Raw genomic sequence first — 16,082 nt, 5'->3', positions numbered from 1 at the left:
AGACTAGTCTCGGTAGGCGGGAACTTGAGGAATCACCGGCCCCTGGCCTGATTGATCCTGCGCTTCTGGCGGAAACACCGTCCGCCAGTCCTTCGCCATATCTACCACCAACCAACCATTTGCCTTAGCGGCTTGTAGCGCTTTGTCCAGGCGCCCCACTGAGGAGTTCTTATCGTATGCCCATTCTCTTTTGGCATCAGTATGGTGAATCAGCATGGCAAAACGCGGCCCCTTGGCGGCGGTGGTCCATTCCAGCATTTGTAAATCACCATCGGAATTGCCTGCGGCAAAAACTGGCCTCCGGCCAATCAAGTCATTGATTGCGATAGGCTTCCCCTGTTTATCGGTGAGGAAGGCCAATTTATCTAATTTCACAATATAGGGATGCCCACCCCCATTTTCATAGCGCGACTTTAGGCGACTGCCGATAACCTGCTCTGGGGGGATTCCATATAACTCCTGGGAAAACACTCGGATAAAATCTGTGCCGCCCCCCGAAACAATGTAGGTTTTAAAACCATTTGCTCTTAAGTATTCCAGCAACTCCAGCATGGGCTGGAACACCATCGCACTGTAGTGTTTGCCAGTTTCCGGGTTCTTAGCACTCTTGAGCCATTGGGCAACAGAGCGCTGGAAGGCATCCGTACTCAATCCCGCATGAGTCGCAGTAAGCATTACTTCCAAACCTTCCCTGCCTTGCTCCAACAGGTTTGATAAATTGCCCTTTAGAATCGAAGCGAAGGGCTCTTGGGTTTTCCACTCTGGGTGTTGGGGCGCTAGCCTTTTAACCTCATCAGCGGCATAGAGAAGCTGGAAGTACACGGGCTTCTCAGACCAGAGGGTGCCATCATTATCAAATACCGCGATACGTTCACCGACAGGTATAAAGTCGGCGCTGTCCTTACGGGTAACCTTGTCAACAAAGGCCATAATTTGGGCTTTAACGCCATCTTGCCAGGATGGCAAGGGAGAACTGAGTGCCGGTAAGCTGATTGCCAAAACCAGCAGCAGACACCCTCGGCTCAGGGCAACCCTAAATTTCCAATCCAGCATTCTGGCCCTCTCACAAAATGACATTTACGGCACATGAACTAATCTTTTGGCCTAGGGAGCCTCTGAATAACTCCCTAAGATAAGAACTCATCACAATAAAAAAACCGTGATAAATATAGCTGGCACTAGCCTCCTCCAAATCAGCCTTATCTGTCTCGTACTGGTGGCCTGTGGTAACGAAGAGCCGGTTGATACCCAACCTCTCAAGCGCCAGGATGAAGCAATTAGCTCAGAAGCCACTTTCGTGGGCTCCGCGCAATGCGCCGTATGCCACAAAGATGAGGCCAGTGCCTGGCAAGGTTCCCACCACCAGCTGGCAATGCAAGTCGCCAATAGTGACAGCGTTCTAGGCGATTTTTCCGGGGTGGCATTCGAGCATCTGGGGCAGAAATCTCACTTCTATCAAAAGGAAGGGCGCTATTACGTACGCACTGATGGGCCCAGTGGAGACCTCCAGGACTATCCCCTTGCCTATACATTTGGTGTCCACCCTTTACAGCAATATTTGATTGATTTGGGAGGCGGACGTCTTCAGGCACTGAGTATCGCTTGGGATAACCGGGACAAATCTGCTGGTGGCCAGCGCTGGTTCCATCTCTATCCCGATCAAGCGATAGACCATCAACATCCCCTGCACTGGACCGGCATAAACCAGAATTGGAACTTTATGTGTTCCGACTGCCATTCCACCAATCTGCAAAAGGCCTATAACCTACAAACCGATAGCTACCAGACATCCTGGTCAGAGATCAGTGTCGGTTGCGAATCCTGTCATGGCCCGGGATCGAGACACCTTCAGTGGGCAAAAACACAGAATGAGACATTGCAGAATAAAGGGCTTGCCCCACATCTTATTGACCCAACCCAACAGCTCCGGGAAATGGATCTGCAAACGGGGATTGCCAAGCTTGCGCCATCGGCAGCCATCCAGCGTGAAATAACAACTTGCGCCCAGTGCCATTCTCGGCGGAGTACCCATTTACCGGGGGCGCAGGCTAACAGCGAATTACTGGATCATTTCAACCTCACACTTCTGCAAGAGCCTCTCTACCACGCAGATGGCCAGGCCGATGGCGAGGTATTTGTGTACGGATCGTTTCTGCAAAGCAAAATGTACGCAGCAGGTGTTACCTGTGGCCACTGTCATAACCCCCACAGCCTACAACTGAGAACAGCTGGTGATGCAGTTTGTGCCCAGTGCCATATGCCGGCGCGATTTGCCCGTACTGACCACCATCTGCACCCAACTCAAAGCCCCGGTGCCCGCTGCACAAACTGCCATATGCCGGAGAAAAATTTCATGCAGGTGGATGGACGTCGGGATCACAGTTTCCGCGTTCCCCGACCCGACCTTTCCGAGGCGCTGGGCACCCCCAATACTTGCAACAGCTGCCATCAAGATAAATCGAGCCAGTGGGCGGCGAAAATACTGGAAGACAAATACGGCTCACCTCCCCCTCACTACGGGCAGACATTGCACACAGCTATGCGCGGGGATAGCGAGGCCGATAAGATGTTAATGGACCTTATTCAGGACAGCAGTCAACCGGAGATTGTCCGGGCCAGCGCAATCCGTTTGTTACCGCGCTACCTGACGATAAATTCCGCTCAGTTACTCCAACAAATTGCCCAGGGCGAAGAACCCTTATTAAACCTGGCCCTTGCGCAGTCTCTGGATGAACTACCAGAGCAATTGCGACTGATGATCGGTGTACCGCTGCTTTTCAGTAAAATGGCCGTAACAAGGTCGCTGGCTGCCAATGGCGTTACCGATGCTCAGATCGGGACTATGCCCGCGCAAGTACAGCTGCAATACTCAAAGGCCCTTAAAACCTATACCACCTCAGAATTATTCAACAGCGACCGGCCGGAATCCCTGGTAAACCTAGGCAACCTCCATTTCCGGAGAGGAAATACGCAACAAGCGGAAGCCTTCTATCGCCGGGCAATAACCAAGGCCTCCTACTACACACCCGCCTATATCAACTTGGCCGACCTTTACCGGGCAAGTGGACGTGAAACCGACGCGGAATTATTACTCAGAGGAGCACTATCGAAGAGTGAGGATATCGCCGTAATCCAACATGCCTTAGGCCTTTCCCTGGTTCGCCAGAACCGCCACCAGGAGGCAATGGGTTTTCTAAAGGCGGCGGCTGAGCATGAGCAAACCCAGAGCCGCTATCTCTACGTATATGCCATAGCCGTTCACTCGGAAGGCAGCAGCGAACTCGCCCTGGATATTCTAGAAGACGGCTATCACCAGTTTCCGCAGGACCTGGATATTTTGCGGGCATTAATTTCTATTAGCAGGGAATCCGGCAAGCGGGAAATCGCACAAAAATATGAAGCACTTTTAGCCAGCAAACGCTAAAAATCATAATAGAGACTTAACCTAAGAAGCCTTTCAGTTGGCAGCAGACCAAATTCACAGGACTCACAGCCCCTGAAAAACTGGGCTTGCAGTCGAGTACTAAAATGCTCAGTCCAGTTCTGAATCAATTCCAGGTTGTGGTACTGGCTCTTGTCATCCAGGTTGTATTGCACACTCTGGCGATATTGAAACTTCTTATCCAGCCGGGTGTTACCCCACATCAAGAACAAATACTCCTGCCGTAGTTGTCCGGTAGATAAAAGGTGAAAACTATCGGACAGAAAAGCAATCGCCTCATAAACCCGCGCGCTGTTCAATCCGTTCTTTGCACTATCTACCTGCGTTTGAACCAAATCCCACTCGTCATCATCGAATCCATGCTGGTTATACAGATACTCCGCAGTAACATCCCATCCCTGGTTGAAGCTGAGCTGAGTACCAAGTACCAGCTTCAAATAACCATCGTCTTCTGTCGGGAAATAGGAGAGTTCGCCCGGCTGCGGTAACTCCCGCTGATGTTCCCAAGCCCCCTCCAACCTGAGTGTGGCACTGTCTCCAGCCAAAGTACTCAACCCAAAAGCGACATTGGTTGCCTCCCCCTCTATCTGATGTAGTACCAAGCGGGTATCCAAGTCACCTTCACGATTCACTACGAGTGCGTACTGAAACTCATGGTCATTTACGCTAGTGTCAAAGTGACCATCCAGCTCATCCTCAACCTGAGCCATATAAATGCCGGTGTTCCAGCGACCATAGCGGAAATCGAAATGGGCCATATCCCAGCCCAGTTGCTGGGTAAGTTCATCGGCATCCAAATTGGGGCGATCAAAAGTGGCTTTTAAAAGATTTGCCGGAGACCAGTTGTAACCGTTGCTCCACTGAGGTTTTATCCGACCGACATTAATACCAAACCTTCGGTTGTCAGTGTAAGAAGAGAAATATCCCTCTAGCAGATGGGATTCTGTCTCTTTTTCAGATGTTCCAGCCTCATTAGACCGATAGTGCTCTATCGCCGCAAACCGCGAGTAAACTGAGAAGTGTGCTCCCAGGGAAAACTGGCCACTGAGATCCAGAGCAAGCAAGGACTCTTGTTCATCAAAGACAAACAGACCCGGATCGAAATAGGGATCACCCCGAACTTCATTCTGCTGGTGATACCCCAGTAGCGAAGCATCAATACCCCAAACAACTCGAGAAACCCCTTCCTCAGTGCTCACTTCATCAAAAAGTTCCGAGTTGGTCTCGAAAGGGTCCTGATAGTCTTCGGCACTGGCAACTTTTTCAGCAAAAGCGAGAGGAAGGAATATAAATGGGAGAATTGTCCTGATTCTGATAACCATTACCGACTCACCTCAATTCAGCCTGCCAAGGGAGCCTTTTTGGAAAATTGCCGGGTCCAGGCTCTCAAGACGATAGTCATCGAACTTCATCCAGGTATAACTCTCGTCAATGAGTGCATCCACCAAGAGTAATTTATGAAGTTTCAGCTCGCCTTCAAACTGCTTGAACTCTTTATAGTGCGCTGTTTTAAGGAGACGCCCGGAGCGGGTATAAAATTCCCCCTTTAAAGGCAGGTTTCCCTCACCCTGTGCCATCCAAACTTTTACTTTGTCATAGGCAACGCCAGAGGATTTTGCCGATAAATACAGCACCCAGTAATCTTCCCCATCAACAGTTTCCTGCCCTTGCAGCTCTGCCGTGTAATCCCGGGAGAAATTTGCCCCCACTACATCACCGTTACTGGTCTCGCCTATTAATCGCTGTGAGGGCGCAATCCGGATAACCCTGCGCGTACCGGGAATATAGAGCCACATATTGGCGCTCTCTTTTAGCATTGCCCTGCCCTTTTCCCGGGCGGGCGCCAAAAATTGGATCAGTGATTGCTCATTAAATACTTTGACACTGAGCTTATTGGTGCGGGGCTCCTTGTCCTTTTTATAGCTGATATTGGTGATATCAAAGCTAAAGCCCTGATCCCTGAACCCGCGAAAGTCATCCAGCTTATTAACCAGTGACTCAGCCGAAACCGATGCATAACTTGAGTAGCTAAACAACAAGCAGGCTATCGCCAACACCCACCCATAAAAAGAATTCAACTTATACATAGAAGACCCAAATCAAGTAAACCTAAGTGCTTTTACTACCGGCAGCCGGGATGCTTTTATCGCTGGATAAAGGCTGGAAACAAGTGAAATACAAAAACCCAACAGGAATGTTTTCAATAAGATATCCGGCACGACAAACACACGGATAGGATAATCCTGGGTACTGCCCGGTGGCCGGGGCATCATCCATTCTGCATAGGTAATGCCCTTGGCTGCCAGTGCACCAATCAGTAACCCTAGCAAACTTCCGATCAAACCGAGAAATACCGACTCCAGTAAGATCAGGTTTACAACCTGCCGGGGAGTACCGCCCATGGCTCGGATAGTACCCAGCTCGCGGGTGCGCTCCATGACTGCCATCAACATGGTATTGGAAATACTCAGCGCAACGATTACCAACACAATGACGGTAATAAAACCAAAAACCCCGTTAAACAGGCCAACAACCTGATGATAGTAACCCGCCAGTTCTTCCCAGCTTTTTATTTCTAGGTTCAAATTGTTCTGCTCAAAGACACTGGTCAGAGTCGCAATTGAGGGAGATGTAAGTTCGGTCTCCTCCAATAAAACCACTAGCCGTGTAATATCTGACGTATAGAGTAATTCCTGGGCCAGAGGCAAATTCACCCTGAGCAAGCGATCATCCAGTTCCTTAACACCGGTTGTGATTACCCCCATCACCTGTACATCGACAGCATTGATTGCCCCATCCTGGGTGCTTGCCAACAGGGTCAAGTAGTCCCCAATCTGAACATCCAGAGCATTGAACAATCCTTCTCCAAGGTGAGCAGCAGAAATATCCTCAGGAAATAGATCGTCCCCTTGAATAATCTGAATTGCAGAGGAAAGCATCACTTCTTTCTCCGCATCAATACCAATTCCAGTGATGGCTATCGATTGCTTGCCATCACTAAGCAGGCCATTGAAATTAAGGCGAGGCGCTACCACCAACGTATCGGTTTCATTTTCTACCAGCTCGGAAATCTTTTGAAGGTCCCCATCAGCAATCAGGTATTTTTCGGGTTCCGCTTTGCCAAACTGGTTGTAGCCTTTGGCATAGATTTGTATATGACCAAGCTGCGAGCGGATCATACTCTCCCGCATCCCCTCATACATCGACTGTACAAAACCGCCAAAAATAATCAGGCTGGTACAACCGAAAACGATCGCAGCCAAGGTAATCAGGCTGCGGCGCCCGTTACGCATAATATTCAGCAGTGCAACTTTCCAACCCAAGCCCATGACTAAATACTCCGAAGCGCCAGCTTGGCTTTAGCGGACCAGTCGGTATCCGACTCGGCCACTTTTCCCCAAAGAACCCGGGCATCATCGGGCTGTTTGTTGCGCTCGTAAGCCTGGGCAAGGTAGAACTCTACAAAGCCGAGAAATTCTTTACCGAACCGATTGCCCACCTGTTCCCTAACCAGCTCCAGGTCTTCAACAGCGTAGCGCGCTCTTTTTAGAAAGGCCGGCATATTGGCACAGCTGATTCCCCGCTGAAGGCGGGCGCCCAGATTGAATGGAGATTGTTTAACAGCCCGGTCCATCATGCGATTGCCTCGTCTGGAGAACAGCGATAGTTTTGCCAATCGATCAAGGTAGAAGCTGGATTTAAAGGAAGTTGTCGATCCCAATGCAGCATTGAGTTCGGGGTCATCCGGGAGACTCTCCACCAGTGACTGCATCAAAGCCTCTAACTCCTCAACATCCTGCAACTCTGCATCTTCCATCGACGTAAGGCGCGCAAGCTGAGCCAAGTAGGCCTGCTTTCTCTGCTCACTGGTCGTTTCGCCATTAACAGCAGCAAACAGCGCTCCCCTTTCACTATTGGTGAATGGAATCGGAGTTGGATAGACGAAATCTTCAGCCAAAGCCGGTGCAGAAATTAAGAATGCAACTGAAATAGCCAAAGCCGCTCTAGTTAGCGGGTCCCTAGCCAGCAACATTTTTATGATTGCTGTCATGCAAAAGCCTCCTGAACAATACCTTGAGGCGAAGCTGTATCCTCTACCAAATGACCATCTCGTACCGTGATAACACGAGATGCCAAGCTGGTTACATAATCATCATGGGTGGCTACGATAAAAGTGACACCCTGCTCCTGGTTGAGCTGCTTCACAAGGCTCATAATGCTCTCCGACGTGCGCGAATCCAGATTGGCTGTAGGTTCGTCCGCAAGCACCAGATCCGGCTTACTGACAATTGCCCTGGCAATCGCCACTCGCTGCATCTGCCCCCCCGAAAGCTGGGTAGGACGCTGATTAACCAACTTGGCAAGCCCTACTGCTTCCAGAGCGTCTAACGCTAGTTGCCTGGCATTGTTAGCCCCCCGCAGTGTCAGCGGGTACATCACATTCTCAAGTGCTGTAAGCACGGGAATCAGGTTAAAAGACTGGAAAACAATCCCAATATGACGACCTCGAAACAGGGAGCGCTGATGCTCTCCCAAACTCCCAAGATTAACGCCATCAATATGAACTGATCCGGAATCACACTGATCCAATGCGGATAGAAGGTTCAATAATGTGCTCTTACCACTACCGCTGGGCCCTTTCACAGCCAGAAACTCACCCCGATCGATAGCAAGATCTATATCCCGCAAGGCATCGACCCAGAGATCACCCAATCGATAGCGCTTTGAAACACGCTTAAGCTCAACCAACATTAACTTTTACCCAGGGTGACTGCCATTTGCCCCAGTTGCTCACAAGAGGTTTGCATCGTTGCAGGACAAGGAGCCATTGCTATTGCTTTTTGGTAGTAATCCATGGCCACTGCCAAATCTTCAGTGCCCTCTCCAGCTTTCACCCAGTAGGCATTAGCCAAAGACAAATACACCACCTGCTGCATAGCAGTCGGCAATAGATCGGGATCTGAATCCATCAGATTCTTAAACCAGGCTTCATCTTCGAACACCCGCTCAAAGTGGCCGCTTACTTCTCCTACATAAGAAAAAGTAATCAGCCGTATCAGGCGTACATTAAAATCTGAATCGGCACTGAGACCTGCCTGATCCACCTCGTCCATCGCATGCCGCAGACGGTAAAGCTTGTAAAGCCCCATCGCAGGGTCAAACATCGCACCTGCGCGCTTGCCCTCATTGGAGTAATACGCTGCACGTATCAGCATGTCGTCTGGACGCTGTTGATACGCGGCTTCCAGCAAGTGTGCAGCCTTTTCAAGCTCGTTATGATGACTAAATAACTGCCCAAGCTCCAACATCAAGTCGGGGTCTGTACTATTTTCACCAATCTCCTGCTGGAGAAACTCCACCTGCTCCATCTCGCCTTCTGAATAGGCAATCTTGCCAAACTCGATGGGAGCAGCACCTGAAAACCAGGCAACAACATTTCCAATAAAAAAACTACTGATAAGAATGGTAAGTACTTTTTTAAACATTGACTGCTCCCGAAGTACGCTAGACTTCTTCCGAGTTTTCAAGTAGTTGACCATCCATTTCCCTTAGGGTGGTATGTTCGTCGAAAACAAGATTTTCAGGGCTCATCACCCCCGGGTACAACTGCTCGCAAATTAGAATCACCTCGACAATATTCAGGGAATCTACCCCGAGTTCTGCAATGGGTGTATCTGCATCGACAGCATCAACATTCAGCATAAGAGCTATTTGCTCACATAGCTCTTGTACATTGCTTTCTACAACTGCTGTAGACATATTTACTCTCCGGTAACATTTCCTATTTTTAAGTTATTAAATCGCAGCAAGTAGTCCAACGTTAAAGTAAAAACACAAACATGCTGCTCTCGTTCTGAGTATTTTTGCTGCAGTTTTATGGCAGCAGAACTGATCATGGGCGGTATATAGAACCAGACTTTTGCAAGCCAATGGTGTCCATAAAAAAACACCCGCTGAAAAGATTCGTAAACATTACAGATAGGTTTATCACTTATTGAAAGTGCCGGGGGTATTACACCCTCATCTCCCGAACCACCAACAATCTCCACCATCTTGCTGGTATTCATTGCCAGTATATTGAGTAAAAACTGGGCAAAAGGCAGATAGAATGTCTGGAAGATATAATGTTCCCTATCGATACTTGATTCTGAGTCCTGCCAGGCTCGATCCAACTCTTCCTGTACCATATCGGTGTAACTTTGTAGATCGATCCCTTCTACGACTCTATTTTTATGAGCCGTATTAAAGATCTTTGCCCGCTTCTCCTGATAGCCAACCGTTAAAGGCAGGCTATGTCTACCCACTTTTAATTTGGTGCCGCTTGACTCCGCCAAACGATTGGCAATATGAGCATAAAAAGTGGTATCAACAGGCGAGAAAAGCTTAGAGGTTACCTCAGGTAAACTGTTGAAGAGTTTATCGGTAGCTTCTTTAGGAGTTACCAGAGCGGCATCAAATGACCCAGATTGATGATGTTCAGCTGAGAGCCAAATAAGCTCTCTAGCTGATATAACAACATCATCCTCTGGAAAGAGCATTTTAACATTCTGTAAAAGGCTCTTTCTTTCTATGGAGAAACCAAAATACTCTATTTCAATTAAGTAGTGGCAATCTACCGTATCGGCACCAACAGCAGGAAATAGTGATAAATCCTGACCAACAAATAGACGATCGTCCTTCAGGTAATAATAAAGGGGAAATCGAAACGCCTTGCCAACTTGCAAGTGAAAAGTGTTTTTATCACTTCTCTTTATAGTTCCTAAAGATGTCCAATCTTCGCCATGCCCTGCTCCCCAATCGGCATCACTTAAAAATGAACTCAGTGAAACCTCTCCACCGACGGGCAACATTTTTTCTCTCATCAGGGGAGTTTTGCCTTTGCTAGGTCTCATGCAACAGCCTCCTCAGGTTGCCGCATCAAAGTTGTCAACCAGTTGGAAATAGGTTTTGCCGAAGCAGAAATAGCTGACATATGAGTAGCTCTGGGCAACTCAGTGAGTCCAGCCTTAATACTGGGCGAGAGATACCAGCTCAATACAGTGTGGAGCACATGGGTATCAAGTACTTCGTCCTTCTCACCGACAAAAAAGTGGCAGGGTACATTTAAACTCGCAAAGAGATCCGCGTATCTCTTTACGTTATAGGCACTGAGTAAGTTAAACGTGCAGTCCAGAACTCGCCCTTGATTTCCCGCTGCTGATCCCACCGGGGGAAAGCTCAGCACTGATAACTTCCTCAATGGGGGGAACAAAAGTGCCAGCCAATATTTCAGCATTTTTATTTTTGGCAGATTCTGATCACCAGCCGATGCCCTAGGCCGCGTATAGTGACGTTTCCTTCCGTAACGAATGTAATACTCAAAGCCAGATGCGGGAATATCGTACTTTCTTGTTTCCTCTGACTGAGTCAGAGGCGGTGCTATCGCAAAAAAACCTGCAATATCTTTACTGCCATATAGGTGCAGATATTTAAGTGCAACCAATGATCCCGCGCTGTGCCCTCCAAGAACAAAGGCCTTAGCCCCTCTTTTTTTGAGGTGTTTTAATAGATCGGCAAGATCGTCTTGCAGTTGATCGGAATAATCGAGATCCCCCGGAACACCTTCACTCTTACCATGGCCTCGCCAGTCTGGCAGACACACACTAATACCGTTTCGGTGTACCATCCGTCCAAACATTAAATACCACTGGCTACTGAACGTGCTCCCGTGCATGCAGACAAGCACCAAGTCAGATTCATCGCACGGCAACCAGCGAAAGGAGAGTTTTTTTCCATCCCGCGCCTGAAAGAACTCTTGAATCACACAACCTCCGAATCCGCATGAGCAGAGTCTAATTCAGCTGTGCGCATAGCTTCACGCTGGTCAATAACCGAATCCATTATGCTATCCGGCTGACTGCGTGCAAAAGCAAGAAATACAGGAACCATACTAGGGATCGCAATATACTCCTGAGTCTGCACCCAGATAGATTTTGCTTTCTTGTTAACCTCAGCAAGTTCTTTATTGGAGTAGCTACCCGCAAGATCCATAACTTCAATCGTATCTGTGTGGAAGGACTCTTCCGATACAATAACGCTCACTGGATCTGCCATATCCTCATTGACTAGATCTGTAAGCTTGATAGATAACTTCTCAAGCAGCCAATTGAGGTCAGCCCCATTCATATTTGGCTTTTGTAAAAGATCAGGCAGGGTAATAGCCTGCTGAACAACCATCCGGTTTGCCAGTTTAGGGAGGTCGAGTCGCGCCTGGACAACACTCAGGAAAACTTCAACCCAAAGTTTGACCCGCAGATCGATTCGCCAACCATCCCGGCCTTGGGTTCCCATTAAATATACAAAGTACTTATAGTGATCGGCACCGGACTCAAAGAAACCTTCACTATTTCTGCGAAAATATCGATTCTGAGCTTTAAGCTCTTTTGCCGTTTCAACTAAAAGGCGTTGCAGGATTAACTCAAGGGCCATATATCCACGGCGCAGGTAACTTTTGCGTAGCCAGTACTCCTGATCCAGATAATTACCTGACATATAATCCCAGGCACTCTCCAGGAAATAAGCAGCGGTATTGTAGGCAAGCAAAGGAGAACACAGTTCAGCAGAGTCAATAACCGGGTATACATTTGCTACATGAGCATAGAGGCCCTGGTAAAATTCTGTGACCACTTGATTCGCGATCGGCAGTTCTTTTGCAAGCCGCTGCTGAGCTTCATAACGATTACTATCTGAGATATCGGCAACAATGTACTTACAAATATGGTCATTAAACAGGGCTATCATGTCGCCCCCACCACTAAACAGAGGATCAAGGAACATCGAGGAAAATCCGGAGGTAGCCCAGCGGTCCTCAAAGATAAACTCATCCGCTCTATAGGCAAGCTGCCCCCAAGCCTCGAAATCAATAAGCTCGGCGCCTTCCAGAAGCTCCGAAATAGCTCTATAAGCCAACAGAAAATCTAGGAAATCTTGCTTCTTTGTGGGCGGCTTGTCGAATTTACTATTCTCGCCAACGATACCTACACTGGTATAGCCACCACTTAAGGGTATAAACCAAACCCAGTAACCATCTCCAGAAAAATGATTCGTTGAAAGAAAGCGTCCAAAGGCCTTCTTCCTCCAATTCATATCTCCCATGGAGTCGATATCCTGTATATTCTTAAACCTACCCCAGGCAGAGAAGTGTTTAGGGACATTCTCAACTCGGGTAAGCTTCTTATGCTTCTTAGCAACCCGATTTCGACCACTGCAATCTACTAACCAGCGGGCGTTAACCACTCCGCTAGCGCCATCTTCCATAAGCTCTATAGAATGGAGTTCATCACCTGGCTGTATGTTAAGATTTTTTGCTTTTACGCCCTGAATAACCTCTATGCCATTCGTCCTATTCATATCGACAAGATCGGATTCCAATCTGGCCCGGTCAATTTGAAAAGCTGGATGAGGCGGAATACTGGTGGTTCCGTGCTCACTCATCTCTGTTAATGACAGTGTATGCTCAGGGTTATCGTAGAAAAAACGCAGACCATTTTTAGGCAAGTGATTCCTATAGAGATAATTCACCAAGCCCAACTGCTTCATAAAGTAGTGGCCGGTCATCTCCACTGTCGCTTCACCAACTTTGGCCTTAAACTCAGTATTTGCCTCAACAACCAATATGGTTAAAGCATCATTATTGAGTTTAAGCTGACGGGCCAGGGTTAAGCCAGCCCATCCACCACCGATAATCACTACATCGTAATTGGATTCCAGCTGATCAAGCTTGTTCATGAGACAGCCTCCACATTTGACAATAATGAATTCCAGGAGGAAGCGTCCATTTCACAAAAAGAATCCTGATCCTGAAGGATATCCAGCACCAGCTTGGTGCGGGGTAACTCATTGCGAATAAAGAATTTAGCACTGACTATTTTCGAGCTATAGAACTCCTCATCAGTATCGTTCAGGTCCTGACTCAACTTATCTGATGACGCGCATGCAGCCTCCAATAAAAGCCAAGCCAAGGTTATATCACCAAGCATATGTAGAATACGTGTGCTATAGGCAGGGATTTTGAACATTTCTTTTGTCTTCACCCATACCTGCACAGCTTTCAGTGCTGCCTCGAAATGTCCAAACGAGGTCTTTAAGCGCTCAAATTCAATCTCAAACTGAGGGTAGTCCGTGGCCCGATCGAGGAAATTATCAATTTCTGCCTGATAGAATTGGAATAGCTTACTGGAATTACCCAATCCTAACTTATCCCGGATCAAGTCCTGGCTCTGGATATAATTCGTTCCCTCCCAGATTGCCAACACTTTAATATCCCGGGCATATTGCTCTATACCCAGATCCTTGAGATACCCCTGACCACCACAGGTTTGAATCGCCAATTCACAGATACGCCAAGCCTGGTCACTGATATAGGCTTTAACAACTGGAGTTAGCAGGTTCATTAAACCTTGGTAGTGAGCAATGCGATCCTTTTTGTCTTCCTGCCCCTGGTAGATTTTGACTAAGCTCTCTGACAATGTCAGCTTAGCAATCAGTGCTCTACAGCCCTCTACCTTGGATTTCATTTCCAGCAACATACGCTGGACATCGGTATGCTCAACGATATTGACCCGACTTGCGGTAGAGCTAAAGCTCTCGTGAAATCTCTTGCCCTGTAAGCGCTTTGTCGAATAGGAAAGTGCATTGTAGTAGGCTGAGGAAGCCATACCCAAGGCGTAAACACCTGTGCTGATTCGTGCCTGATTCATCAAGGTAAGAAACTGCAACAAGCCTACATTCTCACGATTCCCCAGCAGGTAAGCTCTACAGGGGCCATTGTCACCAAACCGAAGGTGAGTGTTTGCACACCCTTTAAAGCCCATTTTCTCAGCTAGAGAAATGCATTCGATATTATTAAACTCGCCGAGACTCCCATTCTCTTCAACCCAGTACTTAGGCACAATAAAGCAGGACAAACCGTAGGTGCCCGAGCCGCTTTTTTCGCCACGACCCATAACGAAATAAATGGTGTTTTCTGTCAGGTCGTGCATACCGGCACTTATCAGGTATTTTTCGCCCGTTAACAAATAAGTGCCGTCTTCCTGTTTCGCAGCGCGAGTCTCTACAAGGGATACATCACTTCCCGCCTGGGGTTCAGTGAGGCAGAGACAAGATGTCCACTCTGAGGTGGCTAATTTGTCCCTAAACAGGTCTTTTTGCAGATCAGTTCCATATTTTTCCACCAAGGTGGAGGACGGCAGGCAAAAACCACCATAAGTCATAAAACTTGGATTTGCCCCCATAAACATTTCCAGGAGCATTTGCATTACAAAGGGCGGAATAGTTGTATTTTGTTCGCCCTCAAATGAGGAGATATTCCCCCAGTCATCCTTAAACCTCTGCCACATCTCAGAGAATGCACTCGGGAGCTTCACTTTCCCATTCTCTAACTGGCATCCCTCTCGATCTGAATCCTGATATCCCGGCCCGAGAACCTCATAAGAGAATTTTTTAGCCCGAACTAAAATTTCATGGAGAATCTCTGGTGAGCACCCTTTAAACATCTGGTCGTTGAACAGCGTTTTGGCTTCATGGAACTGTTCTTCAATAAGGAATTGAAATTCTCTTATATCAGTTTTATAAATATTATTATCCATGTCTTGCTCCTTGATATTCCAACAGCGTACGCCAACTACCTGCACCTAATACCCAGTCAAATATCTGGTTGTGTCTTCCACGGTAAATCCTCTTGGGATACCTTAATGCCTCACGAATATGCGAAAGGTAATCCTGGCCTAGAGTGTCACCCAGATGCTGGGCGGAACTAAAATCTATATAGGCGTCTTCCAACACCAATTTCTCAACATTTACCAGTCTTGAAAGAAATCCCTGAAAATTGGGCGAAGGAATGTCTATTTTCAGGCAACCTACCCTGCCGCCCCCCCCTAGAGTTAACAGCCATAGATCAGTCACCGTTTCCTCAATGTAATAACTGATCAGTTCAGACAGAGGTTTAATACTCAAATAGTGCCAGCCGTCCTCTTCGATACTGGGTAACCATGAGGCCTTATCGCTGTGCGAAAACCCTTTCAGGAGCCCCTTGGCCCATTTCGAGCGGATATCAAAGGAAACTACTCGAGTATCATCACTAGAGCTGGTTGAGATTACCTGCTTAATACTCTTTACTAAATCTGGTGCGCCAGATAAAGATGGCGCTTGAGAGAGAATATCGCAGCTGGATATTTGACAGAGATGTGTTTCACAATACTCTCGACAGATCCAGGTAGCCGCCACACCTACAAGAACATCTAAGCCATCTTGATCAGGTCCAACTCCAATTCCCAATGAATCCAGGCACTCTTGTTGCCGCTCTTTGCCCAGTTCGAGATTTAAGATCAAAGCTTCGGCTTCACTACACTTTGAAAAACTCAATACTGCAGCATGGAAGCTGGTGCAGGCGCTACCCACAAATCGAATATTATGCCCACCATCTTCAAGGTCTGCTATAAACTCTACAATCCGACTATCCTGTAGAACATTAGCCTCTCCCGCAGAAACCACATAGATAAGTTCTGGTAACAAATCATATTGATCCAGGTGTCCTCTCAAGGCATCAAGTAATCGATCAACCTGCCCGCCACTGTCTACCCATAGGTTTTTAATAAACATC

14 protein-coding genes are annotated in these 16,082 nt (G+C 47.7%); 1 reads left to right on the top strand and 13 read right to left on the bottom strand.

The window, feature by feature from the left end; all coding sequences use genetic code 11:
- Window positions 1–3: 3 nt before the first annotated feature.
- The gene (locus tag ACJJII_RS15635; protein WP_444916842.1) at window positions 4–1,053 is read right to left on the bottom strand and encodes an HAD family hydrolase; all 1,050 of its coding nucleotides are present in this window, start codon (window positions 1,051–1,053) and stop codon (window positions 4–6) included.
- A gap of 106 nt (window positions 1,054–1,159) precedes the next feature.
- Between ACJJII_RS15635 and ACJJII_RS15630 the strand changes: the two genes are divergently transcribed.
- Complete coding sequence (locus tag ACJJII_RS15630; RefSeq protein WP_444916841.1) at window positions 1,160–3,424, top strand: tetratricopeptide repeat protein; 2,265 nt, start codon at window positions 1,160–1,162, stop codon at window positions 3,422–3,424.
- On the opposite strand, the gene ACJJII_RS15625 is transcribed toward ACJJII_RS15630, so the two are convergent.
- Genes ACJJII_RS15625 through ACJJII_RS15570 form a run of 12 tightly spaced genes read right to left on the bottom strand, consistent with a single transcriptional unit; the run spans window position 3,421 to window position 16,081 of the window.
- Window positions 3,421–4,764 (bottom strand): hypothetical protein, encoded by a 1,344-nt coding sequence (locus ACJJII_RS15625; RefSeq protein ID WP_444916840.1) that lies wholly within the window; start codon window positions 4,762–4,764, stop codon window positions 3,421–3,423. The two genes, ACJJII_RS15630 and ACJJII_RS15625, sit on opposite strands and share 4 nt — an antisense overlap.
- Before the next feature lie 12 nt (window positions 4,765–4,776).
- Window positions 4,777–5,529: an outer membrane lipoprotein-sorting protein gene (locus ACJJII_RS15620; protein WP_444916839.1), complete on the bottom strand. Its 753-nt coding sequence runs from the start codon at window positions 5,527–5,529 to the stop codon at window positions 4,777–4,779.
- Between the two features lie 12 nt (window positions 5,530–5,541).
- Complete coding sequence (locus tag ACJJII_RS15615; RefSeq protein ID WP_444916838.1) at window positions 5,542–6,771, bottom strand: ABC transporter permease; 1,230 nt, start codon at window positions 6,769–6,771, stop codon at window positions 5,542–5,544.
- Window positions 6,772–6,773: 2 nt separating this feature from the next.
- Entirely contained in the window at window positions 6,774–7,493 is a 720-nt protein-coding gene (locus tag ACJJII_RS15610; protein ID WP_444916837.1) for a hypothetical protein, read from the bottom strand.
- Window positions 7,490–8,194 (bottom strand): ABC transporter ATP-binding protein, encoded by a 705-nt coding sequence (locus ACJJII_RS15605; RefSeq protein ID WP_413665418.1) that lies wholly within the window; start codon window positions 8,192–8,194, stop codon window positions 7,490–7,492. The genes ACJJII_RS15610 and ACJJII_RS15605 overlap by 4 nt, the downstream gene beginning before the upstream one ends.
- On the bottom strand, window positions 8,194–8,928 hold the full coding sequence (locus ACJJII_RS15600) for a tetratricopeptide repeat protein (protein ID WP_413665417.1): 735 nt from the start codon (window positions 8,926–8,928) through the stop codon (window positions 8,194–8,196). The genes ACJJII_RS15605 and ACJJII_RS15600 overlap by 1 nt, the downstream gene beginning before the upstream one ends.
- 19 nt (window positions 8,929–8,947) lie before the next feature.
- Window positions 8,948–9,202: an acyl carrier protein gene (locus ACJJII_RS15595; protein ID WP_413665416.1), complete on the bottom strand. Its 255-nt coding sequence runs from the start codon at window positions 9,200–9,202 to the stop codon at window positions 8,948–8,950.
- Between the two features lie 2 nt (window positions 9,203–9,204).
- Window positions 9,205–10,335: a hypothetical protein gene (locus ACJJII_RS15590; protein WP_444916836.1), complete on the bottom strand. Its 1,131-nt coding sequence runs from the start codon at window positions 10,333–10,335 to the stop codon at window positions 9,205–9,207.
- The gene (locus ACJJII_RS15585) at window positions 10,332–11,246 is read right to left on the bottom strand and encodes an alpha/beta fold hydrolase (RefSeq protein WP_444916835.1); all 915 of its coding nucleotides are present in this window, start codon (window positions 11,244–11,246) and stop codon (window positions 10,332–10,334) included. Before ACJJII_RS15585 ends, ACJJII_RS15590 begins: the two co-directional genes overlap by 4 nt.
- On the bottom strand, window positions 11,243–13,210 hold the full coding sequence (locus ACJJII_RS15580; protein ID WP_444916834.1) for an NAD(P)/FAD-dependent oxidoreductase: 1,968 nt from the start codon (window positions 13,208–13,210) through the stop codon (window positions 11,243–11,245). Before ACJJII_RS15580 ends, ACJJII_RS15585 begins: the two co-directional genes overlap by 4 nt.
- The gene (locus tag ACJJII_RS15575; RefSeq protein WP_444916833.1) at window positions 13,207–15,069 is read right to left on the bottom strand and encodes an acyl-CoA dehydrogenase family protein; all 1,863 of its coding nucleotides are present in this window, start codon (window positions 15,067–15,069) and stop codon (window positions 13,207–13,209) included. The genes ACJJII_RS15580 and ACJJII_RS15575 overlap by 4 nt, the downstream gene beginning before the upstream one ends.
- Complete coding sequence (locus ACJJII_RS15570) at window positions 15,062–16,081, bottom strand: hypothetical protein (protein WP_444916832.1); 1,020 nt, start codon at window positions 16,079–16,081, stop codon at window positions 15,062–15,064. The genes ACJJII_RS15575 and ACJJII_RS15570 overlap by 8 nt, the downstream gene beginning before the upstream one ends.
- Window position 16,082: the final 1 nt, after the last annotated feature.

Source organism: Microbulbifer maximicatervae (SeqCode) (assembly GCF_052467825.1).
The sequence above is the reverse complement of the archived record's forward strand: the minus strand, read 5'-3'. Positions and strand labels throughout refer to the sequence as shown.